Source organism: Streptomyces sp. NPDC059861, from assembly GCF_042731435.1.
Classification (GTDB): Bacteria; Actinomycetota; Actinomycetes; order Streptomycetales; family Streptomycetaceae; genus Streptomyces.
This window is the reverse complement of the sequence record NZ_JBHWJQ010000015.1, coordinates 37595-59745: the sequence shown is the minus strand read 5'-3', so window position 1 is coordinate 59745 and position 22151 is coordinate 37595. Positions and strand designations below refer to the sequence as shown.

The following is a 22151-nucleotide window of genomic DNA, read 5'->3' as shown; positions in this document are numbered from 1 at the left end:
GCCGACCATGACCACGAACACTCTCCGGGCCGGCCGGGACGTGACCGGGACCGTGCCCGGCAGGCGTCGCCTCCGGCTGCCCAGGGCGATCGGCGCGGGCCGCCAGCACCACGCGGGCCCCGTCACCTACATCATGCTCATCATCGCGGCGGTCACCTCGATCTTCCCGCTGTACTGGACGATGGTGGCGGCCTCCTCCGACAACACCCGTGTATCGCAGACGCCGCCCCCGTTCCTGCCCGGACCCCACCTCTTCGAGAACCTCGGAAGAGCCTGGCAGGACGCCGCACTGGGCAAGGCCATGCTGAACAGCATGATCGTGGCCGGCACCATCGCCACCTGCACCGTGCTGTTCGCGACCCTCGCCGGATTCGCCTTCGCCAAGCTGCGCTTCAAGGGCCGCAACATCCTTCTCACCCTGGTCATCGGAACGATGCTGGTGCCGCCTCAGCTCGCGGTCGTGCCCCTCTTCCTCATGATGACCGACCTCGGCTGGGGTCAGAAGCTGCCCGCAGTCATCTTCCCGACACTGGTCAGCGCGGTCGGTGTCTTCTTCATGCGCCAGTACCTGGCCGACGCGCTGCCCGACGAGCTGGTCGAAGCGGGCAGGGTGGACGGCGCACACTCACTCCGCATCTTCTGGAGCATCGTGCTCCCGGTCGCCCGGCCCGCCATGGCAGTGCTGTTCATGATCACCTTCGTGCACGCCTGGAACGACTTCTTCTGGCCGTTCATCGTGCTGGACATGACGAACCCGACGGTCCCCGTCGCTCTCACCCAACTCAGCGCGGGCTACGTCCGGGACCAGTCCCTGATCATGGCCGGCGCCCTGCTGGGCACCCTCCCCCTGCTCGCGATGTTCATCGTCTTCGGGCGCCAGATCGTCGGCGGCATCATGCAGGGCGCGGTCAAGGGCTGACGAGGCACTCCCCCGGCCCTGCCTCCTCTCCTTCACCCGTCGACCGACACTCCGAAAGGTACTTCGTGGTTATCGCCGCTGGACACGACCTGTCCTCGACCGAGGCCCCCACCGCCCTCACGTTCCCCTCGTCGTTCACCTGGGGCACCGCCACCGCCGCGTACCAGATCGAGGGCGCCGCCACCCTGGACGGACGCACCCCCTCCATCTGGGACACCTACGCCCGCACGCCGGGAAAGGTACGCAACGGCGACACCGGTGACATCGCCACCGACCACTACCACCGGTGGCGTGAGGACGTCGCCATCATGGCCGACCTCGGCGTGGGCGCCTACCGCTTCTCCCTCTCCTGGCCCCGCGTCCAGCCGACGGGACGCGGCCCCAGCGTCCAGAAGGGCCTGGACTTCTACCGCCGGCTCACGGACGAACTGCTGGAGAAGAACATCCAGCCCGTCGCGACCCTCTACCACTGGGACCTCCCCCAGGACCTGGAGGACGCCGGCGGGTGGCCCGAGCGTGCCACCGCCGACCGCTTCGCCGCCTATGCCGCCCTCGCCGCCGAGGCGCTGGGTGACAGGGTGCGGACCTGGATCACGCTGAACGAGCCCTGGTGCAGCGCCTTCCTCGGCTACGCGTCCGGAGTCCACGCCCCCGGGCGTACCGACCCCGTGGCGGCGCTGCGTGCGGCGCACCACCTCAACCTCGGTCACGGCAAGGCCGTCCAGGCCCTCCGCTCGAACCTGCCCTCCTACGCACAGGTCTCCGTCACACTCAACATCCACCATGTGCGGCCCCACTCCCAGGAGGCCGAGGACGTCGACGCCGCGCGCCGGATCGACGCCCTCGCCAACCGCGTCTTCACCGGCCCGATGCTCCAGGGCGAGTATCCGGAGGACCTGCTGCGCGACACCTCGTCCCTGACGGACTGGTCCTTCGTCAAGGACGGTGATCTGCCGGAGATCTGCCAGCCACTCGACTTCCTGGGCGTCAACTACTACACCCCGACCCTGGTCTCGGGAGGCGCCGCCGGCTCCAGCCACCGTTCCGACGGTCATGGCAAGAGCGAGCACACGCCCTGGCCGGCCGCGGATGACGTGACGTTCCACCTGCCGCCGGGCTCCACCACCGCGATGGGCTGGGCCGTCGACCCCACCGGGCTGCACGACCTGCTGGTCCGGATGGGGCGCGACTTCCCTCGCCTGCCTCTCATGATCACCGAGAACGGCGCGGCGTTCGACGACTACGTCGACCCGGCGGGCGAGGTGAACGACCCCGATCGAATCGCGTATCTGCAAGGCCATCTCGCGGCCGTGCACCGCGCCATCGAGGCGGGCGTCGACGTCCGCGGCTACTTCCTGTGGTCCCTGCTCGACAACTTCGAATGGGGTTACGGCTACAGCAAGCGCTTCGGCGCGGTCTATGTCGACTACCCCACCGGCAACCGCATTCCCAAGGCCAGCGCCCGCTGGTACGGCCAGGTGGCACGCTCGGGCGTCCTGTCCTCGCCGGACCCGATGAGCGACTGACACGGGCCGAGGGGCTCGGCGAGTGCGGAGGGGAATCGCACGCGCCGAGCCCTTTGTCGTCTCCGGCGAGAGGGGACACGTCCGGGCCATCAGCTGCAGACCGTGTCACCCCCGTGGTACTTGGTGCCGTTGATCTCCACCCATCCGGAGATGTAGGCGCAGTGGATCTCCGCGTCGGCGACGTAGATCGCTCCCGCGTACCTGTCGTAGTAGCCGTTGTCGTACCAGGAGGTCTGCCAGCCCACGCGGCGGATGCGAACCTCCATGTGGTGAAAGCCGTCCATGCGGTCCATGGTCATCGCACAGAACGTGCCGCTGCCCTCGATCGAGCGCCAGACGCCGATGTACGCGTTGTTGGGACCCGAAATGTGAATGGCGTCGTGTTCGTTGCCCTTGCAGTACGAGAACGGGCCCGCGTAGCCGGGTGGGGCATCGTCCGGATCGGTCGCCGAGGCGACGCCTGCCCCGCCGAGGACGGTGCCCGCCGCCATGGCGCAGACCGCGACGGCCGACACCACGCAGCCTCTGATCTTGTCGATCCTGTTCAACGGGAACCCTCCTGGTCCTCGTGCGACCGCGATCGACGGCCCAGACCCGCAGGACGCGATGACGCGACCCACCCGGGCGAGACCCTCGATCCCGTGCCTGGCCAACCCACCATAGGGCCGGGCAGCCTGAGGCCGTGCCACTTTCCATCGATCGCACGGGCAGCGACGCAGAGCTCACTTCGAGGGGAGCACGGGTCCCGGGTCCATCTCCCTTGCGCCGGCTCGACCGTGTGGCCAGGGGTCACCGCTCCGTGTCCTGGTGATTCGGTCCGGCCGCGTACGCCAGCGGTGGTGCGATGGCTCGGGCATCCGCTCCCTCTCCGACCCACAGCAGCTCGACTGCTCTAATCCGGTCGGGCCGGGCTTTCGGCTACTGGCGGAAGGGGGCCCCTCAGCCGCGCGGCAACTGACCATGGCGGCACCAGGAGCTCAGGTGGTCAAGGCGTTCAACCTCTGCCATGAGGACGTGTGGCGCATGCGGCCGCCCGTCTTCGACGGGAGACCACTGGCCGTACCGGTCCGACGGTGGACCGGTCCCTCCTCTCCACCTCTCGGCGACTCGCGGGAGCGCAAGCGCCGGTCAGGGCTGGTCAGTCGGCGTCGGGTTTCCGCCCCACCGCGGCGTCGTAAGCAGGTTCCGGCGATGGCGAAGCGGTGCCGCTCGGCCCGGAAGCGGTGCCGCTCGGCCCAGCCAACCCGTCCGGTCAGTGAGCGTGGAGTTCTCGGGCCATGGGCGTGAGGCGGTACTCGACCTCGGGCGGCACTCGCCGTCACCGGCCGCACCTTCGACCACGTGCCTCCCCTCCATCCGCCGGCGTGGCGCACATCGCGTCGTGACTGTGAAGCATGAGAACGAGCCAGGGCTCTCAGTCCCGGCTTCGGGCACCGGTCTCCGGCCGTTGGCCGCCGGGGAGGCGCAGGGTGAACGTGGCTCCGGCGCCTGGCGTGCTCGCGGCGGTCACCGTTCCGTTGTGGGCCTCGACGAACTGGCGGACGATGGACAGGCCCAGGCCGCTTCCGCCCGTGCTCCGGCTGCGGGACTTCTCGGCGCGCCAGAAGCGCTCGAAGACATGGGGCAGATCCGGCGGGGCGATTCCGTCACCCGTGTCCCGGACCGTCAGGACCACCTCGTCACCCTCCGGCCGGGCGGTGAGCGTGACGCTGCCGCGCGCGGGAGTGTGCCGCAGGGCGTTGGAGACGAGGTTGCCCATGACCTGGCGCATCCTTACCGGGTCGGCGTCGAGCCACAGGCCGGGGTCGGTGTCACTGCGCAGATCGACGTCCGCGGCGTCGGCCGTGCCGCGGTGGGCGACCACGACCTGGGCGACGAGGTCGTCCGCGCGGACGGGTTCCCGGTGCAGTTCGAAGGTGCCGGCGTCGACCGCGGCGAGGTCCTGCAGGTCGTCGATGATGTGCTGGAGCAGCAGGGCCTCGTCGTGCAGGGAGGCGATGAGGTCCGGCTCCGCGTCGACCAGACCGTCGCGAGTGGCCTCCAGCCAGCCGCGGATGTTGGTCAGTGGGGTGCGCAGCTCGTGGGCTATGTCACTGACCATGGCCCTGCGCTGTGCCTCCAGTTGCTCTCGGCGGGCGGTGAGGTCGTTGAACGCGGCGGCCAGGATTCCGGTCTCGTCCTTGGTGGTGACGGGGACGCGTGTGTGCCGCTGCGGTGGTTGCAGGGCCGCGGTCGTCAGGGCGCGCAGGGGGCGGACGAGGCGGATGGCGACCGCCGCGGTCAGGGCGAGGCTCAGGGTGAGAACCGCCGCCGTCACTCCGACGATCTTGGTCTTGTTGGCCGTGGAGAGGTCGAACACCGAGATGCGCTGGTTCTGGCTGCCCAGGTAGAGGAGTGCCCGGGGCGCGACGAACGGGTCGAGTTGGGTGCGGCGCGCGCTGTCGAGGCAGTCCTTGGCCTTCTGCCGGTCCTCGGCCGAGAGGTCGCCGGAGTAGGCCGGGGCCTTGCTGCTCTCGGTGACGACGTCGATGCCTACGCCGAACTTGAGGGCGTAGGCGATCCGCCCGGAGCCGAAGCAGTCCCGCAGCAGTTCGCCGAGTTCCTCCAGGGCCGCCGCTTCCGTCCGGGTCGGCGTGTTGATCTTCCCGTCGGCGCACTCCAGGGGGACGGCCGCGTCCCCGCCGTCGGGGGTGACCACCGTGCGTCCGCTGGGGCTCCGGTGCAGGGTGCCGTCGCTGCCATGCCGCCGCATGCACGACAGACGTAGCTCGGCCAGTTCCCGGACGAACCTGGCTTCGCCGCGGTCGAGTGCGTACGGTCCCACCGCCCGCGGGTCCACGCCGGAGAGCTGGGCGCCCGGTTCGGTGTAGGTGTCGGTGCGCAGGGGGTCGATGGTGGCCGAGGCACGGTCGGGCAGGGCGGAACCCGCCGGGGCGGAGTCGGCGATGACGCGACCGGTCGCGGTGGTCACCGCTATACGCCGGTCGGTCGTCCGGGAGAGCGCCAGCACGGTGGCCCGGACCCCGTCCCAGTCGGCGTGGCCGGCGGCGAAGCCGCTCAGCTGCCGCAGGATGTCGGTGTCGTCGGAGAGCAGCTGACCGCGTTCCTCCTGCACGGCGCGGGTGGTGGTCTCCACCGCCAGCCATGCCGTGGCGCCCACGGAGAGCGCGGTGATCACCATCGAGGTGAGCAGCAGCCGTACCAGCAGGCTTCTGCGCATGGGGATACCCGGGCGGGGCTCAGCCGTCATCGCGACCGCCGACGAGTTTGTATCCGATACCGAAGACCGTCAGCAGCCGGACCGGTCTGCGTGGGTCCGGTTCGATCTTCTTGCGCAGGTTCATGATGTGCACGTCGATGGCACGCTCGGTCGAGGCACGGTCGTGGCCGCGGGTGTGGTGCAGCAACTGGCGGCGCGTGAAGACCCGGCCCGGTTCCGCGACCATCGCGTGGAGGAGGGCGAACTCGCCGGGCGTGCACGTGACAGCGGTGCCGTCGCAGGTGGCCATGTGCCGGAGCGGATCGACGGTGACCGCGCCGGCGCGCAGGACGTGGGACGGCTCCGAGGGCCGCATGGTGCGGCGCAGCACGGCACGTATGCGTGCCATCAACTCCCGGGGACTGTACGGCTTGGTCATGTAGTCGTCCGCGCCGGTGTCCAGGCCGAGGAGCAGGTCGTCCTCGGTCGAGCGGGCCGTCAGCATCAGGATCGGAATCGGCACGTCCTCCTCCTCGCGCAGCACACGGCAGACCCCGTACCCGTCCACTCCGGGCAGCATCAGGTCCAGGACGACCAGATCGGGCCTGTGGCGGCGGGCCTCGTCGATCGCGGCCCGCCCGTCGGAGACCACGACGGCGTCATGGCCCTCCTTCACGAGCAGTCGACGGATGAGTTCCGCCTGCAGGAGGTCGTCTTCCGCGACCAGGACATGTGCGCACACGACGCCGACTCTAAGCGTCCGCGAGCACCGTACGGCCGGGTGGTCGCCCTTCCCACACCCTGACAACTTCCTGATAAGTCCACGTCAGCCTTGGGGCATGCCCCGGGGGGCGCGCGGTGCGGGCGCTGCCGTGGTGACGTCCAACAGCCTTGCGCGCTCGTCGAAGCCGGGGCCGGTCACGTTCCACGCCTGCGTGGAGCACACCGTTCACGGACACGACGGAGACACGATGCACCACAGCGCTACCGACCTGCCCCGCCTCGCCCGGGCGCTGGCCCTGCTGTCCGTCTCGGCATGCGTGCTGGCCGGATGTGGCCCTGAGGCGCAGTCGGGGGACAACCGCCCGGACGAGTCGTCGGCCTCCGACCGTGCGGCGGGAAAACCCCGCATAGCTCTCCACGCCTCCGACGGGCAGAAGAACGTCTCCGTCCGCAGCGGTGGCCGTGTCGTGGTCGAGCACGGCACGATCACCGAGGCGTCACTGGTCACCGTGGACGGCCGCCCCGTGCAAGGCAGGCTCGCGCGGGGCGAGCGGGCATGGTCCCCGGACGCCGCCCTGGAACACGGCACGACCTACCGGCTGACAGCCGTCGCCACTGACGGCCGCGGAGCGACGGCGACCAGGAGGATCACCTTCACGACCCTCGCCGAGGCCGACCGCTTCACCGCCACCTACACGCCGGAGAACAAGTCCACGGTCGGCGTGGGGATGCCCGTCTCGTTCACCTTCGACAAGGCGATCACCGACCGGAAGGCCGTGGAGTCCGGTATCGAGGTCAGCTCCAGCAGCGGGCAGGAGGTCGTCGGCCACTGGTTCGGCGCGCGTCGCCTCGACTTCCGCCCACAGCACTACTGGAAGGCCGGATCCGAGGTCACGGTCCGCATCCGCCTCGACGGCGTCAGAGGCGCCGAGGGCGCCTACGGTGAGCAGGACAGAACCGTCCGCTTCAGCGTGGGCCGCAGCCAGGTATCGACCGTGGACGCGGCCACGCACCGGATGACGGTCGTCCGCGACGGGCGGACGGAGCGGACGATACCCGTCACGGCCGGTGCCCCGTCCTCACCCACGTGGAACGGCCGCATGGTGATCTCCGAGAAGCTGAGCACCACCCGGATGAACGGCGCCACCGTCGGGTTCGCCGGTGAATACGACATCCCCGACGTCCCGCACGCCATGCGCCTGTCCACCTCGGGCACCTTCATCCACGGCAACTACTGGGGCGACGACTCGGTGTTCGGCCGGTCCAACATCAGCCATGGCTGCGTGGGACTCAACGATGTGCAGGGGGGCGGTGACCCCTCGCAGGACGCCGCGTGGTTCTTCGACAACTCCCTGCTCGGCGACGTGGTCGTGGTGCGGAACTCGCAGGACGGGACCATCGCCCCCGACAACGGCCTGAACGGCTGGAACATGCCGTGGCACGACTGGAAGGCGGGTTCCGCGCGGTGAGGACCCACTCCCCCCACAACGAACCGGCCGCGCTGACCAGTTCCTCACAACTGCCCTACAGGCTGATCAACATGGCTTCGCTCCCTCGCGTCGCACCGACGCGTTCGAACACACCGTGTCCCGACCGGCGGACAACGATGTCCATGAGCCGCCTGGCGATACCGGCCCTCGCGCTGACCCTGTCCGCGACTCTCACCGGGTGCGGAAGTGTCGGCGCCTGGTCCGACGACAACCGGCCGGACACCGGCGCCACGGCGCGGGAGATGACGGAAAGCCCGTCACCGGGATCTGGCACGTCGCAGGCGAAGCCCCTGCCCGCCGGCGGACAACGTGGGGAAAGCCCGACGGCCGCTCCCACGCCGCTGCCAGGCGTGGGCCCCCGGACACTCGCCCAGATCCCACGGAAGACCCGCCAGGTCGTCCTCGTCACCGGCCGTGGCAAGAACTCCTCGGACTCGGAGGTGACCGTCTACCGCCGGACGGAGGCGGGGTGGCAGCCGGGAGCGACCTGGCCCGCCCACAACGCCTACAAGGGCTGGACCGACGACCACCGCCTGGGCGATCGGCGTTCTCCCATCGGTGTGTTCACCCTGACCGACGCGGGCGGCCTGCTGCCCGACCCCGGCACCGAACTGCCGTACGACCAGTCGCCCGGCTTCACGATCAACGGCACCGGAGTCCTGGGCGAGCCGCTGTCGGGCTCCTTCGACTACGTCGTCGCGATCAACTACAACCGCGAGCCCGGCCTCTCCCCACTGGACTGGACCCGTCCCCTCGGCGCCGAGAAGGGCGGCGGCATCTGGCTGCACGTCGACCACGAGGGGCCCACGCAGGGCTGCGTCAGCCTGAAGAAGCCGCACATGAGGGAACTGCTGCTGACGCTCGACCCCGAAGCGCATCCGGTGGTCGTGATGGGAGACGCCGGGTCACTTCGCCGGTGACGCGGCGCGCGGACACCTCCCGGACGTCATGCGTCCCTGATCGTCGCGGTCACGGGGGTGCCGATCTCGACGGTTCGGCTCACCGTGCACAGACGGTCATGGGACGCCTTGACCGCGCGGGGCAGGATCGCGCGGGCGCGCTCCGCACCCTCGTCGTCCGCGAAGGCGACGGTGAAGGTGACTTCCAGGTTCGTCATGCGGTTGCCCAGGTCGTCGCTGATCTTGTCGCCCGTCACCGCCACGGAGAACCCGGTGGGCTCCGCGTGGCGGCCGGTGGCCACGTCGACGTCCGCGGCCGTGCAGCCCCCGATCGCGGCCAGGAACAACTCGACCGGGGTGAACCCGGTGCCCTGCCCGTCGTCCGAGGCCGTGCCGAAACCGATCGTTCCGCCGCGGGCGTTGGTCGCGACGAACTGGCCGCTACTGGTGCGCTCGACGACGACCGAACGCTTCGAGTTCTCGCTCATGCCGCCGACACTAGTCGCGCCGACGCACGGCGCCACGGCGACCGACCGGCCGGGACGACACGGGCCAAGTCCGCGCCACGGCCGGGGGCGTCCCTGCGCAGAGGTGCTGCGGCCGTCGGCGCCGGCGCCGGGCAATCGGTATCGGTCGTCGGGCGCGGTGGGCCGGGCTGCCATTGGTCCGACGGCTGGAGTGACGTCCCGGCGTGTGAGCGCCGAGTCGCTGTCCTGCCTTCCTCGGTCCCCGTCCTGTCTGCGCAGGCCGCGAAGGGCTACCCCACAGTCGTCAGGTCGAGCATGGCATCAGGTGGGCGCCGAAGGCCGGGAGAAAGAAGCGGTCGGAGCCCCACCGTTTCGACGGCACCAGGCACCGGCCGCTTTGGGGGACGGCGCCAGCACCCGGACAGGGCACCCATCCCTGACAGCCGACCCTCATAGCGTACCGTTCAGGATGATGCTTGACCCGTCAAGAATCCTGCTAGGATCGCCTGGTGGTAGATGACCAGTCGGTTATCTACTCGTGCAGACACCCGTATCGGTCGGGGTCTGCGCCGCCGTCGTTCAGAGCACCTTGGAGTACACGTGTCCCACATGCTGAAGAGAGTTCGACTGGGAGCTGTCTCGCTCGTCGCCACCGCGACCGCCGTCGTCGTCGCCGCGGCGCCGGCTTCGGCCATCCCCGCCCTTCCCGGTGAGGAGAACCAGTGGCACCCCTTGACCTACGCGAGCGGTCAGGTGGCGAGCAACACCATGGAGGGCGAGGCGCGGGACAACCGGAGCAACATCCTCCACGCGTGGGGCGGCGCCAACAACGACTACATCTGGGTCTCGTTGAACAACGGCCCCGCCTACCCCCTGCCGGCCACGGCGGGTTCCCCCGACCACGCGCAGTCGTGGGCCGCGCCGACGGTGATCTGGACGAACGACGGTGGCCGGGGCAACTTCCGGATCTTCCACACCGGTAAGGACGGTCATATCTACCAGCACCGGATACAGCTGACCACCAGCTACCAGCTGCCCGCCACCCTGCCGGCCGCGACGCAGGTCCCCAACAACGCGCGGACCTACGACCACCAGTCCGTGGCGGCCGCCGCCCTGCCGAACAACTCGTACATGCTGGCCTGGAACAGCCAGACCAGCGACGAGATCTACACGATGTACTACGACGCGCCCACCACGACGTACGCCGCCCCGTCGATCGTGCCGGGCGCCCTGAGCAAGGACGCACCCTCCCTGGCGGCCCAGGTGAACGACGGCGACGACCCCGCGCCCTGGGACCAGGTCGTCCTCGCCTTCAACGGCACCAACTTCCACATCTACACGGCCCGGCAGCAGTACGGGAAGTCCACGTGGACCGGCCCGACCGAAGTGCCCGGCTCCTACTCCACCTTCTCCCCGTCCATCGCCCTGACCGACAACGGCTACGGCGCCATCGTCATGCGCGACTACGACGGAAGAATGGCGTCCTACGGCATCTCCCGGAACGGTTCCGTCGTCGCGTCGAGCGCCGACTGGGCCTACGGGTGGACCAACACCGCGCCGCTGGCCACGTCCAGCGGCCCGCTCGTCTACTACGTCCACAACGCCGGGCTGTCCAGCGGGCTGAAGTGGAAGCAGGGCGCCGACTTCCGGTCGCTGCCCACGCCCCCCGCCCCGCAGTGGTAGGACGCAAGTAGATCCCGACGCGGTCACCGGCCCGCCCACCTGGGCCGGTGACCGCGGGAGCGGCGCCGGGCGCAGACGCGCTCCGTGTCCGATCCGGTGCGGGTGCTGCACCCGCGCTCGATCAATCACCCCGTCGTGACCAGCTGCCGGGACCGCTCGCAGCAGAGGGCCTGCCGGTCGATGACCGTCCCTCTCATGCGGACCTGGCGCACCTGCGCGCGCACGACGTTCCTCACGCGGTCTCCCTACGGAGGCCGCGCACTTCCGCATGCCATGGGCGGCTGTCCCGGCGATCGCGCGGTCAAGGTTCCGCTGTGGCCGTGAGCCTCGCACGAGCAGCCGCATATCGAAACGGAGTCACGTGAAAGGCCCACGACCAGCGGCCACTCGGTTCCCTGAGCCGCCGCTCCTCTTCCCCGTCCTGTTCAGAAGACGCAGAAGCCCGTCGCACGGCAGGAGAGTCTTCCTGATCTTCGCGCTGGCGATCGCGGTGGTGGCGGGACTCCTCGACCTCGGCACCGCGCAGCGTGCCACCGCGGTCGTCGGTGACCGCACCGTGGTCAGCTGGAACATGGAAGGCGCCAACTCCCCGACCGAGGACAGGTGGCGGACCGGTGTCGCGTTCCTGGCCGCCAGAGCTGATGTGGTGGCCCTGCAGGAGGCGGGAACCACCAATCCGCCATCGGCTCCCGGCACTCAGCCTCACTTCATCGACGACAGCAACGGTCTGCTGATCGGGCGCAACGCCACCGGCCAGATTCCCGTCCTGCCGCCAGGGGTCGGCCGCCGCGTCAGACACAGCATCTGGGAGTTCGGCACCAGCCGGAACCGCCAGCAGCGCCACGTCTACTTCCTGGCGACCGACAGGGGGGCGAACAGCAACGATTGGGATCACTCCACGAACCGCGTCAACCTCGCCATCGTCTCGTCGGTGCAGGCGGACAGTGTGGCGATCATCCCCAACCCTCTGGCCAGGGACACCGGTGACCACCCGTACTCGGCCCGGGCGGCTCTGGGCATTCGTATCGGGGACACCTGGTACTTCGATCTGCACGGCCTGTCGGGCAGCGGGAACGACGACGCCCCCCTTCTGCGGAGCATCGACGACTTCGTCGACGCCACTCCCCTGAGCTGGGGTGCCCGGCACTGGATCGCGGTCGGTGACTACAACCGGGATCTGCAGAGGACAACACTGGAGATCCCGGCCGAGACGCAGATCTACCGAACCGGCACCTTCACCCACGGTGTGGGGGGTCAGGGAACCGGCACCCCCAGTGAACTCGACTACGGGGTGGGGACCGCGGGCAACATCGGACTGATCGGACGGGTCACCAGCAACGGTTTCGCTTCGAGGTCCGACCATCTTCCCGTGCATTTCGGAGCCTTGCGGGCCGCCGCGGAACCGACGGATCTCTACGAAGACGCGACGGTGGAGAGCATGGAGGCCGGCGGTGTACTCGACGCCGTCAACGGTGGTACCACTCAGGGCACGCCCGTCAACAGCAACCTGCGCAACGGTGGGACGAACCAGCGCTGGAAAGTGCGTCAGTATGACGACGGGTCACTCCAGTTCGTAGGAGTGGGCAGCGGACGCTGCATCGACTACCTGAACGACGACGACCCCGCTCCAGGTGAGCCGTTGCAGCTCTGGGACTGCACCACCGGCCAGAGCCAGCTCTGGATGCCGGAGGACCTGGGCAACAGCGAGTACCAACTGCACAACATGGTCGACGAGGACCTGTGCATGAACGTCCGAGGCGGCCAGCCCGACATCCACGACCCCCAGCGGATCGAGCTCGCGTGGTGCCTCAACAAACCCAGCGAGCGGTGGATCTTCACCCCGTCGGTGGCCCACACCAGCCCCGACAGCGAGCCCTGGGACTTCTCCCAGCATGTGTCCGGCCCCATCGCACTGGAATCCTTGAAGGCCGGCGGAGTCATGGACGTGAGCCGCAACCAGACCGGAAACGGCGCGCTGGTCGTTCAGTACCACCGGACCAGGAAGCCCAACCAGGGCTGGTACCTCGACTACATCAAGAACGCCGCCACCACCAGGGCGGCGGGCGACGACGGGAACATCGTCACGTTCCGGGGCGTGCAGAGCAACCGGTGCCTCGACATCCACAACCCTGACAGTGCCGTGTCCGAGCGCGAGGTGGTCATCTTCGACTGCCAGGCGGGTCGGACCAGCCAGCAGTGGAGGCTCGAACAGCTGCGGGGTGAGGAGGTCGTGGTGCACAGCCTCGCCCACCCCGAACTGTGTCTGGACGTGTTCCACGGCCCCACCGACCCGGACGAGGGCTTCCTGGACGTCTTCACGTGCAGCAGCCCCGACGACCGCTACAAGAACCAGACGTGGTTGTTCACTCCCTACGACCTGTCCGGCGACCCCGTTCCCGACTCGGACGACGACACGTGGGACTGGCCGGACGACAACGTGCTCCTGGCCGGGCCCGGAGGGGCCGGAGCGGATCTCACTTCCGGCAACCGTGCCGCCCCGCGCCCCGGCATGCCCGACTGGTCGCGCGTCGGCTATCTGGGCGGCCAGCCGCTGCCCAGCGGGAACAGCAGCAGCCTCACCAGTGACGCGTCCTGCGTCATCACCGCCGCGGAACTCGACTCCGCCTTCGGAGTGAAGGCGAACGACGGGGCCGACGACACCACGGGGCTGCAGAAGGCGATCGACGACATCAAGGCCCGCTGCTCACCGCAGGCCGACTACCGCCGGATCTCCCGCATCGAGCTCCCGGCCGGCACCCTGAGCGTCTCCCGCCAGATGTACGTCGACGCCAGCTTCCTGGTCATCCGTGGCCAGGGCTCCGGCAGCGACGGCACGAAGCTCGTGTTCCGGCCCGACACCAACACCCGCTACGACACGCTGATCAACGGGCGGTGGGACCAGGACACCATGAAGGCCGGCACCGCCCCCGACGAGGGCTCCGGTGGCTGGATCTGGCCGGGCCGCGGGCTGTTCCGGGTGCAGACGCGGGAGGTGGCCACGCGGTACCAGGACGACTGGGCAGCGGCTCCGGCCAACCGCAAGGACCTGTTCGAAGGCAGCGTGAACCAGCACTGGGCCTCCGGCGTCAAGCTGTCCGCGGCCGCCGACGACCCCGGGTTCTCGGCCCGCCGAGGGCAGAACGAGATCCATCTGGATCCGAAGGCCGTCATGACCAAGTTCACCCCGGGCGCGTACGTCTGGGTGGGCGCGGCCAACAGCAAGAAGTTCTACGCCGAGCAGGGCATCAGCGGCGCTCAGGAGTCCCTGGAGGACGCCCTGCACATGCGTCAGCAGATGTTCCAGGTCGCCCGGGTGGACACCACGGCCAAGACCGTCACGCTGGACCGTCCGCTGGAGTGGGACCTGCCGGTCGACGACACGTCGGACGGTTCGGCCCAGTTCGGCGACAAGCCGTTCCCCAGCAAGATCACGCCGCTGAAGATCGTCGAGGGGGTCGGCTTCGAGAACTTCGCGTTCACCCAGGACATGAACGGGCTGCCCAAGCTGGGCGGCGGCACCTACCAGCTCACGCCCGACCAGGCCGTGCACAACTACGGCAACATGGCGCCCGAGTACGCCATGCACGGCATCGTCTTCAAGTGGGCCGCCAACAGCTGGGCGCGCGGTCTGACCGCCACCATGACCGGCTCCCACCCCATAGTCACGGAGGACGCGCTCAACCTGCAGATCGAGCACAACAGCTTCGACGGCGCCTGGAACAAGGGCAAGGGCGGCAACGGCTACCTCCGCGGCAGCCGTGTGTGGCAGTCCCTGTACGCCTACAACCTCAGCCGCAACCTGCGCCACTTCACCTTCCAGTGGTCGGCCAGTGACAACGTCGCCCTGCGCAACGACCTCGACTCGGACCTGAACCTGCACGGCGGATGGGAGCACGGGAACCTGTTCGAACAGAACACGGTGAGGACCCCGTACGACCACCGCTCGGGCAGCTGTACCGCCAACTGCGGCGGCGAGGGCGGTGAGGTCGACGAGGGGACCTGGTACCCGATCTGGTGGGCGGCGGGCCCGAAGGCGATCAAGTGGTCCGGATCCTCCGGTCCGCAGAACGTCTTCTACAACAACTCGCTGACCAAACAGACGACACCGGGCGGTGCGTTCGTGCCGTACGGTCCGTACGGGTCCCAGCGCGGTACCGCGTACGAGTTCGGCTCGGACAGTGCCGACCCACGCCAGTTCCATCACCTGGCCCAGTCCGGGCAACCGATCCCCGACTGGACCGGCAGGGAGACCGCGGACTACGCCGGGCAGGGCGTCGCGACTCGCGAGGAGAACCTTCCGTCCCTCTTCCTGCGCCAGTGATGCCTGCCCTCTGATGCGTCGCGGGGCACGGAAAGTGGTCGTTCCGTGCCCCGCGGCGCTCAGCCATGGGGGGGGCGGGGCCGTGCCCGGTACCGCGACCGGCAGGCACACCCGCTCGAGCAGCGCTCTCAGCGGCTCCGGGCCCAGTCGTCTGCGGGCCCGGACCCTGTGTCAGGAGCCGGGCCACCCCCTCATAGCCCTGCCCGGAGAACAGACACATCGCGAGGACGAAGTACACCACCACCCGGGCCGGCAGCGACCGCGACCGCTGCTCCACACGCCCGACTCAGCGACTGCCTCATCCACCAACTCAGGCGGAAACACCCGCGTCAGCACACCCAACGCGATCCGGTCCGACGACCGCTCACCCGACGACTTCACCTGCCAGGCCTTGGCACACCACCCCAACGACCCACCATGAACAAACTCACCAGTATGCACTAACACGAACAAACAGGACAGGCAAAGGTCTTCAGTGAGACCCGGGCGGGGCGAACTCGGTGGCGGCCGCCACGACTCGCTCACCGGGCTCTGCGTGCTGCGGTCCGCCGGGGGCATACGCGTGACACGGCACCTACTGGCCGGCTCCCCACCCAAGGAGGCACACCGTGCTCGGCATCATCGCGGCGGTCCTGTTCTTCATCGCCTTCCTCATCAACGCGGCGGAGATCTCCACCAACGACGTCTTCACCTCGACCAACTTCATGCTGATCGGGCTTGCTCTGCTCGCCCTGCACGTGGCGGGAATCGGCAGCGGCTGGGCCGCACGGGGCCGCAGGCGCTGACGTCCGCCTCCGCCTGGTCTCGCATGTGTGGAGTGTGCGCAGTGAGCGGGAGGCCCCGTGGAGTGGTCCACGGGGCCTCTCGTGCTGGGGGAATGCGGGTGTTCGTGGCCGCAGGGGCCGTGGCTAACGCGTCGCCTTGTGGTTCGGGCGTCTGACCGTGGTGGTCGTGGCGGTGGTGCCGCCGCCGGTGACCAGGGCCCTGTTGGTGACCCGTTGGGGAGCGTTCCTGGCGATGTTCACCGTGAGTGTCAGCGTCGGATGGTTCTCGCCAGGCTGCAGGATGTCGTCGCGGGTGCAGGCGAGCGGAGTGCGGGTGCAGGTCCAGCCGGTGCCGGAGAAGCCGACGGCCCTCCTCACCCGCGGTCGGTTCTCCGTGCTCGCCCGTCAGCGGACCGGGACGCCGGTCGGCGCGGCCGGCGCCGCGGGGTCCGTACCGGCGGTCGCCGGAGCGGCCGCGGTGTCCGGGACGGACTGCGCGGGCGCCACGTTGAGTTCGGCGAGCATCGTCTTGGTGAAGCCGAAGTAGTACGTGGCGACGAAGCCGCCCAGGTAGCCGACGACCAGACCCGCGGCGTAGACGGCCACCGTCCGGCCGAGTCCGTGGTCTCCGTCGAGCAGCGGGAAGAGCGCCCAGCCCGACGGGCCGATCGCGGTGGAGCCGACGTCGGTGCCCAGCTGGTTGAAGAGTCCGACGAACGCGCCACCGAGGGCGCCGCCGGTGCAGGCCGTGATGAACGGGCGGCCCAGCGGCAGGGACACGCCGTAGATCAGCGGCTCACCCACGCCGAGGAACCCCGGCCACAGGGCGGACTTGATGGTCGTACGGATCGAGGTGTTGCGGTGCAGCCGGAAGTAGACGGCGATCGCCGCGCCGACCTGGCCCGCGCCGGCCATCGCGAGGATGGGAAGCAGCACGGTGTAGCCCTGCTGCTCGATGAGGGTCGTGTGGATCGGGATCAGGGCCTGGTGCAGGCCCAGCATGACCAGCGGCAGGAACAGGCCGCCGAGGATCAGTCCGGCACCCGCGCCACCGTTGGAGAGCAGCCAGTTGGCGGCCTCACCGATCTTCGTGGAGACCTCACCGGCGAGGAACATCAGCCCGAAGAGGGTGGCCAGACCGGCCACCAGCACGGTGATGGTCGGGGTGACCAGGACGTCGATGGACACAGGGACCCAGCGACGGCACCACTTCTCGATCTGCACGGCGAGCCACGCCGCGCCCAGGGCACCGAGGACACCGCCCTGTCCCGGGGAGAGCTCCTGGCCGAACGCCTCCACGTTGGCCACGCCCGCGTAGACGATGATGGCGGCGACGGCGCCGCCGAGGATCGGTGTGCCCCCGAACTCCTGCGCCGTGTTGTAGCCGACGAACACGGCGATCAGCGCCATGAACCCGGAGGCCATCGCGGCGAGCGCGGGAGTGATGCCGGGCAGCCAGCCCAGGTTGACGAGCAAGCCGTTCAGGCCCGCGATGATGCCGCAGCCGATGAGGGCGGGGATCAGCGGTACGAAGATGTTGGCGATGCGGCGCAGCAGGAGCTTGAACGGGGTGGCGTTCTGCGCCTTGCGCTCCGCGCGCAGCGCCGCGCCCTGCGCGGCGAGGTCCTCGGCGGTCACGGGCTCGCCGTCCGGGACGCCGCCCGCCCCGGGGGCGGCCTCGGGTGCCTCGGCGCGCTCCTGCTCGACCAGGGTCTCGAACTCCGGGGTGACGCGGGCGACGGTGCCCGGGCCGAGCACGATCTGGTAGGTGTCGTCGTCGACGACGCCCATCACCCCGGGCAGTGCCTTGAGCTGTTCCTCCTGCACCAGGGCCCGGTCGCGCAGGCCCAGCCGGAGCCGGGTCATGCAGTGGGCCACCGACGCCACGTTCCGCGCTCCTCCGACGAGGGGCAGGATGGCGGCCGCGGTGTCGCGGTACTTGTTCTCGTTCGCCATGAGATCGGCCTTGCTGTGAGTATCGGCTGGTACGTCAGGCGGCTGCGGTTTCGAGGGCCCTGCGCAGGTGCCCGTGCGCGTCCTGGAGAAGGCGCTCGGCCGTCCGCGCGTCCACGGATCCGAGCAGGGTGAGAATGGCGTTCTTGACCTCGCCGCCGGTGGCGGCGAGCGCCGCGGCGATGGCCTCGTCTGAGGCGTCGGTCGCGAGGCCCACGATCCGGTGGGCGCGCGCCCGCAGCTTCTCGTTGGAGGCGCGGACGTCGACCATCAGGTTCCCGTAGGTCTTGCCGAGCCTGATCATGGTGATGGTGGAGAACATGTTGAGCACCATCTTTTGCGCGGTGCCCGCCTTGAGCCGCGTCGAGCCCGTCACGGTCTCCGGGCCGACCACGACCTCGATGCCGTGATCGGCGGCCGCCGCCAGCGCGCTGTCGGCGTTGCAGGACAGCCCCACCGTGAGCGCGCCGAGGGACCGCGCGTGGCGGACGGCCTCGACGGCGTACGGGGTGCGGCCCGAGGCGGAGATGCCGACCACCACGTCGTCGGCGGACAGCTTGAGCCCGTCCAGGTCCTGACGGGCCCCCTCCTCGGAGTCCTCGGCACCCTCGACGGCGGTGACCATGGCGGCCGGGCCGCCCGCGATGAGGCCCACGACCTGCGAGGGGTCGGTGTTGAAGGTGGGCGGGCACTCGGAGGCGTCCAGCACCCCGAGCCGTCCGGCGGTGCCCGCCCCGGCGTAGATGAGCCTGCCGCCCCGGGCCATCCGCTCGGCCATGCCGTCGATCGCGGCGGCGATCTCCGGGAGCCGGTCCGCGACCGCCGCGCTGACGGTCGCGTCCTCGGCGTTCATGTGGCGGGCGATGTCCAGCGTGGACAGGCGGTCGATGTCCGCCAGTTCGGGGCGGTACGCCTCCGTGGCCATGGTGGCCAGCTGGTCCCGCAGTAGGCCGTTCCCCACGGCGTCTTGGGTGGACATGAACGTTCACGGCTCCTGTGGTTCGGACATTCTGGTGACTTCGGTGACTCTCACGCGTATCCGTCATACGCGACGGAGAGCGGGGTCGGCCGGTTCGTGTGACCCGAGAGACAGTGACGAAATTTTCTTTCACTTCACTCCGGCGACATGAAACATATTTTCAGCGGGAGGTCGCGTCAAGGCTCCGCCGACGATCAGTGGGTCACATCCCGGCCACGGCCGGGGCGGTGGCCTCGTCGAGGAGTTCGAGGATGTGCCGGTAGGGGCGCCCGGTGGCGCGGGTCATTCCGATCTCGCAGGTCCGGTTGCAGGAGGCGTAGGCGTCGTAGGACCGGGTGTTGATCTCGGCGGCCTGGCGTGCCGTGGCCACCGCGGTGACCTCGGGGTGCAGCAGCCCCCGGTCGCCCGCGAAGGCGCAGCAGCCCCACGAGTCGGGCACGGTGACGTCCGGGCTCAGGGCTGAGGCCACGGTCCTCAGGGCGTCGTCGGCGCCCAGGTGGGTGGTCGAACAGGTGGGGTGCAGGGCCATGGACCCGAGGGGCCGCACTGCGGGCAGGGCGGGCAGCAGCCGCTCGGCGGTGAAGGCCACGCTGTCCACGAACCGCAGGGCCGCGTAGCGGGCACGGTCCTCCTCGGGCAGCGCCTCGGCCAGCCGTTCCAGGCCGTGCGTGCAGGAGGAGGCGTCGCAGACGACGGGCAGCCTGCCGTGATCGGTGGCCGCCCACAGGGCGTCCAGCGTGCGGGCCGCCATGGTGCGGTGGCCCTGTGTGTATCCCTTGGACTGCCAGGGGGTGCCGCAGCACAGCCCGCCCAGTCCGTCCGGTACGGCGACCGGGACCCCCGCCCGCTCACACAGGCGCAGGAAGGCGTCGGCCGATCCCGCGCTCCGGCCGGCGTCCTTCTCGGGGGCGAAGAGGCTGCCGATGCACGCCGCGAAGAACACGGCCTCCGCCTCGGCCGGATGTCGCGGGGAGGGGCGGTCCGGCCCGCTGCGTGGCATGTCCCCGGTCCATACGGGCACAAGTTCCCCGGCGCCCAGTCCGCGCACCGCCCGGGTCGCCGCCCGGGTGACGGGCAGCGGAACGGCGTGGGCCGCCTTGAGCGCCGTGCGGACGCCCGCGACCGTGCCCTCCCAGTGCCGCGCCACCCGGTCGGCGACACCTTGGGCCGCCTTGCCGTGCCGGTCCGCGCGGAGCCGTTTCATGACCTCGCCCGTGTCGATGTGGACGGGGCAGGCGGTGACGCACAGGCTGTCGACCGCGCAACTGCCGACGGCCGCGTAGCCGTAGTCGTCCTCCAGGGCGCGGCGCGTGTCGTCGTCGCCCGCGGCTGCGGCGAGGGCGATCTCGCGCAGCAGGGCGATGCGCTGACGCGGGGTCGTGGTGGCGTCGGCCGTCGGGCAGACGGGCTCGCAGTAGCCGCACTCGACGCAGGCGTCCACGGCCGGGTCGACCTCCGGCACGCTCTTCAGGTGGCCGAGGTGCGCTCGGGGGTCGTCGTCGAGCAGGACACCGGGGCTCAGCAACTGCTGTGGGTCGCACAACCGCTTGAGCTCCCGCATCACGTCGTAGAGCTCGTCGCCGTACTGGCGCCGGACGAACGGGGCCATGGCGCGGCCGGTGCCGTGCTCGGCCTTGAGCGTGCCGCCGGCTCCGAGGACGAGGTCGACCATGTCGTCGGTGAAGCGGGCGTAGCGGTCCAGTTCTCCGCCGGAGTCGAAGTCCTGGGTCAGCATGAAGTGCAGGTTGCCGTCCCGCGCGTGCCCGAAGATCACGGCGTCCTCGTAGCCGTGCCGGGCGAACAGGCCGATCAGGCCCTCGCTGGTGGCGGTGAGCCGCTCCATCGGCACCGCCACGTCCTCCAGCAGGGCCGTCGTACCGGGGCGGCGCGCGCCGGCGACCGCGGTGTACAGCCCCTTGCGCAGCCGCCACAGCAGGTTCCGCTCCCCCGCGTCACGGGTGAGCACGGCCGGGGTGACCGTGGGCAGCAGCCGCAGCGCGGGGTGGGCGGCGGCGACGGTGTGTTCCAGCGCCTCGGCGTCGTCCTCCGCGAACTCGACGAGCAGCGCCGCGTGGCCGGTGACGGTGAGGCCGCGCAGGGCCTCCACCGGGTCCGCGGACCGCTGCGCCACCCGCAGGGAGGCGGCGTCGAGGAGTTCCACGGTGCGGGCCCCGGCGGCGAGCAGCGCGGGCAGGCAGTCGGTCGCCTCGGCGAGCCCCGGCAGTACGAGCAGTCCCGTGGCGGTGTGCGGCAGGAGCGGGACCGTGTGGAAGACGGCCTCCGCGACGAACCCGAGAGTGCCCTCACTGCCGATCATGAGCCGGGCGAGGATCTCGGCCGGGGTGGAGTGGTCGAGGAAGGAGTTCAGTCCGTACCCCATGGTGTTCTTCATGGCGAAGAGCCGCTCCACCGTGGCCCGCGACGCGGCCGATCCGCGGACCCGTTCCCGCAGTCTCAGCAGCCCCGCGTGCAGTTCGGGCTCGCGGGCCCGCAGCACCTCGTCGGCGTCGGCGTCCGCGGTGTCGACGACGGTGCCGGAGGGCAGCACGAACCGCAGGGACTCGATGGTGCGGTAGGCGTTGTCCCGGGTGCCGCAGTTCATGCCGCTCGAGTTGTTGGCCACCAGGCCGCCGATGGTGCAGGCGCTCTCACTCGCCGGGTCCGGGCCCAGCCGACGGCCGTACCGGGCGAGCCGGGCGTTGGCCTGGCGGACGGTCAGTCCGGGCTGGAGACGCACTCGGTCCCCGTCGTCGAGGATCTCTGCGTTGCGCCAGTGCGTGCGTACGTCGATCTGGATGCCGTCGCCGCCGGCCTGACCGGCGAGGCTGGTGCCGCCCGAGCGCAAGGTCACCGGGACGCCGGCCGCGCGGGCCCCGGCCATCAGCGCGCCCACCTCGCCTGCCGACGCCGCGCGGACCACCGCGCGAGGAGTGAACAGGTACGGAGAGGCGTCATGGGCCGCCGCGATCCTGCGGGGCAGTGCGGTCGTCACCCGGGCCGGGTCGCCGACGCACGAGGCGAGGAGTTCGGCCAGACGTTGGTCGGAGGGGCGCGTGGTGGGGGCGGGCGTGGCGGAGGCGGTGGGGTGGCTCATGGCTCCTCGGCGGCGCCGCCGGTTCGGCGCGGGACGACGGTGGGTCTGGGCGCGGCGACCGGGTGCGCGGGTGTACCGCCCGCTCGGTGGGCCGGGGCCGGTCGGCGCGCGGTCCGGCCGGTCCGCGGCTCCCG

General features: G+C 70.2%; 15 protein-coding genes and 2 pseudogenes. 8 read left to right on the top strand and 9 right to left on the bottom strand.

Going from position 1 to position 22151, the window contains the following annotated elements; genetic code table 11:
- The first annotated feature begins 7 nt into the window (after positions 1 to 7).
- Together ACFV6X_RS15810 and ACFV6X_RS15805 are read left to right on the top strand one after the other, a co-directional pair.
- On the top strand, positions 8 to 919 hold the full coding sequence (locus tag ACFV6X_RS15810; protein ID WP_385383202.1) for a carbohydrate ABC transporter permease: 912 nt from the start codon (positions 8 to 10) through the stop codon (positions 917 to 919).
- A 65-nt stretch (positions 920 to 984) separates the two neighbouring features.
- Positions 985 to 2445: a GH1 family beta-glucosidase gene (locus ACFV6X_RS15805; RefSeq protein WP_385383199.1), complete on the top strand. Its 1461-nt coding sequence runs from the start codon at positions 985 to 987 to the stop codon at positions 2443 to 2445.
- 89 nt (positions 2446 to 2534) lie between these two features.
- Here the strand turns inward: ACFV6X_RS15805 and ACFV6X_RS15800 are convergent, their stop codons facing one another.
- Positions 2535 to 2993 (bottom strand): hypothetical protein, encoded by a 459-nt coding sequence (locus ACFV6X_RS15800; protein ID WP_365455883.1) that lies wholly within the window; start codon positions 2991 to 2993, stop codon positions 2535 to 2537.
- A 334-nt stretch (positions 2994 to 3327) separates the two neighbouring features.
- Between ACFV6X_RS15800 and ACFV6X_RS15795 the strand changes: the two are divergent.
- Positions 3328 to 3513, top strand: a pseudogene (locus tag ACFV6X_RS15795) (NADP oxidoreductase); the annotation flags it as partial.
- A 346-nt stretch (positions 3514 to 3859) separates the two neighbouring features.
- Here ACFV6X_RS15795 and ACFV6X_RS15790 read toward each other — a convergent pair.
- Entirely contained in the window at positions 3860 to 5665 is a 1806-nt protein-coding gene (locus tag ACFV6X_RS15790; RefSeq protein ID WP_385383196.1) for a sensor histidine kinase, read from the bottom strand.
- Between the two features lie 19 nt (positions 5666 to 5684).
- The gene (locus ACFV6X_RS15785; protein ID WP_385383193.1) at positions 5685 to 6386 is read right to left on the bottom strand and encodes a response regulator; all 702 of its coding nucleotides are present in this window, start codon (positions 6384 to 6386) and stop codon (positions 5685 to 5687) included.
- Between the two features lie 229 nt (positions 6387 to 6615).
- Between ACFV6X_RS15785 and ACFV6X_RS15780 the strand changes: the two genes are divergently transcribed.
- Positions 6616 to 7836 carry an Ig-like domain-containing protein gene (locus ACFV6X_RS15780; RefSeq protein ID WP_385383190.1) on the top strand — a complete coding sequence of 407 codons (1221 nt, stop codon included), beginning with the start codon at positions 6616 to 6618 and terminating at the stop codon, positions 7834 to 7836.
- 143 nt (positions 7837 to 7979) lie between these two features.
- A complete protein-coding gene (locus ACFV6X_RS15775) occupies positions 7980 to 8777 on the top strand; it encodes a hypothetical protein (protein ID WP_385383189.1) in 798 nt (265 codons plus the stop codon).
- Between the two features lie 26 nt (positions 8778 to 8803).
- Here the strand turns inward: ACFV6X_RS15775 and ACFV6X_RS15770 are convergent, their stop codons facing one another.
- On the bottom strand, positions 8804 to 9244 hold the full coding sequence (locus tag ACFV6X_RS15770) for an OsmC family protein (protein WP_365455901.1): 441 nt from the start codon (positions 9242 to 9244) through the stop codon (positions 8804 to 8806).
- 588 nt (positions 9245 to 9832) lie between these two features.
- Here ACFV6X_RS15770 and ACFV6X_RS15765 point away from each other — a divergent pair.
- Both ACFV6X_RS15765 and ACFV6X_RS15760 read left to right on the top strand, forming a co-directional pair.
- Positions 9833 to 10906, top strand: a complete 1074-nt coding sequence (locus ACFV6X_RS15765; RefSeq protein ID WP_385383186.1) for a hypothetical protein — start codon at positions 9833 to 9835, stop codon at positions 10904 to 10906.
- Positions 10907 to 11267: 361 nt separating this feature from the next.
- Entirely contained in the window at positions 11268 to 15227 is a 3960-nt protein-coding gene (locus ACFV6X_RS15760; protein WP_385383183.1) for an RICIN domain-containing protein, read from the top strand.
- Between the two features lie 181 nt (positions 15228 to 15408).
- On the opposite strand, the pseudogene ACFV6X_RS15755 reads toward ACFV6X_RS15760, so the two are convergent.
- Positions 15409 to 15465 (bottom strand): annotated as a pseudogene (locus ACFV6X_RS15755) (hypothetical protein); the annotation flags it as partial.
- A gap of 370 nt (positions 15466 to 15835) precedes the next feature.
- Between ACFV6X_RS15755 and ACFV6X_RS15750 the strand changes: the two are divergent.
- Positions 15836 to 16012, top strand: coding sequence for a hypothetical protein (locus ACFV6X_RS15750; RefSeq protein WP_365455904.1), 177 nt, complete (start codon positions 15836 to 15838; stop codon positions 16010 to 16012).
- Positions 16013 to 16135: 123 nt separating this feature from the next.
- Here ACFV6X_RS15750 and ACFV6X_RS15745 read toward each other — a convergent pair whose 3' ends face one another.
- The 4 genes from ACFV6X_RS15745 to ACFV6X_RS15730 all read right to left on the bottom strand — a co-directional run bounded on the left by ACFV6X_RS15745 (position 16136) and on the right by ACFV6X_RS15730 (position 22017).
- Complete coding sequence (locus tag ACFV6X_RS15745; RefSeq protein WP_385383180.1) at positions 16136 to 16369, bottom strand: hypothetical protein; 234 nt, start codon at positions 16367 to 16369, stop codon at positions 16136 to 16138.
- A 27-nt stretch (positions 16370 to 16396) separates the two neighbouring features.
- Positions 16397 to 17947 carry a PTS transporter subunit EIIC gene (locus ACFV6X_RS15740; protein ID WP_385383178.1) on the bottom strand — a complete coding sequence of 517 codons (1551 nt, stop codon included), beginning with the start codon at positions 17945 to 17947 and terminating at the stop codon, positions 16397 to 16399.
- Positions 17948 to 17981: 34 nt separating this feature from the next.
- Positions 17982 to 18923 carry an N-acetylmuramic acid 6-phosphate etherase gene (gene murQ, locus ACFV6X_RS15735; protein ID WP_385383176.1) on the bottom strand — a complete coding sequence of 314 codons (942 nt, stop codon included), beginning with the start codon at positions 18921 to 18923 and terminating at the stop codon, positions 17982 to 17984.
- 202 nt (positions 18924 to 19125) lie between these two features.
- Positions 19126 to 22017, bottom strand: a complete 2892-nt coding sequence (locus ACFV6X_RS15730) for an FAD-binding and (Fe-S)-binding domain-containing protein (protein ID WP_385383173.1) — start codon at positions 22015 to 22017, stop codon at positions 19126 to 19128.
- Between the last annotated feature and the right edge of the window lie 134 nt (positions 22018 to 22151).

What these genes read in the sequence shown, in the direction of transcription:
- ACFV6X_RS15765 (WP_385383186.1), top strand. Translation starts at nt 9,833, where the DNA reads ATGCTGAAGAGAGTTCGACTGGGAGCTGTCTCGCTCGTCGCCACCGCG.
- ACFV6X_RS15775 (WP_385383189.1), top strand. Translation starts at nt 7,980, where the DNA reads ATGAGCCGCCTGGCGATACCGGCCCTCGCGCTGACCCTGTCCGCGACT.
- ACFV6X_RS15790 (WP_385383196.1), bottom strand. Translation starts at nt 5,665, where the DNA reads ATGCGCAGAAGCCTGCTGGTACGGCTGCTGCTCACCTCGATGGTGATC.
- ACFV6X_RS15770 (WP_365455901.1), bottom strand. Translation starts at nt 9,244, where the DNA reads ATGAGCGAGAACTCGAAGCGTTCGGTCGTCGTCGAGCGCACCAGTAGC.
- ACFV6X_RS15810 (WP_385383202.1), top strand. Translation starts at nt 8, where the DNA reads ATGACCACGAACACTCTCCGGGCCGGCCGGGACGTGACCGGGACCGTG.
- murQ (WP_385383176.1), bottom strand. Translation starts at nt 18,923, where the DNA reads ATGTCCACCCAAGACGCCGTGGGGAACGGCCTACTGCGGGACCAGCTG.
- ACFV6X_RS15740 (WP_385383178.1), bottom strand. Translation starts at nt 17,947, where the DNA reads ATGGCGAACGAGAACAAGTACCGCGACACCGCGGCCGCCATCCTGCCC.
- ACFV6X_RS15780 (WP_385383190.1), top strand. Translation starts at nt 6,616, where the DNA reads ATGCACCACAGCGCTACCGACCTGCCCCGCCTCGCCCGGGCGCTGGCC.
- ACFV6X_RS15730 (WP_385383173.1), bottom strand. Translation starts at nt 22,017, where the DNA reads ATGAGCCACCCCACCGCCTCCGCCACGCCCGCCCCCACCACGCGCCCC.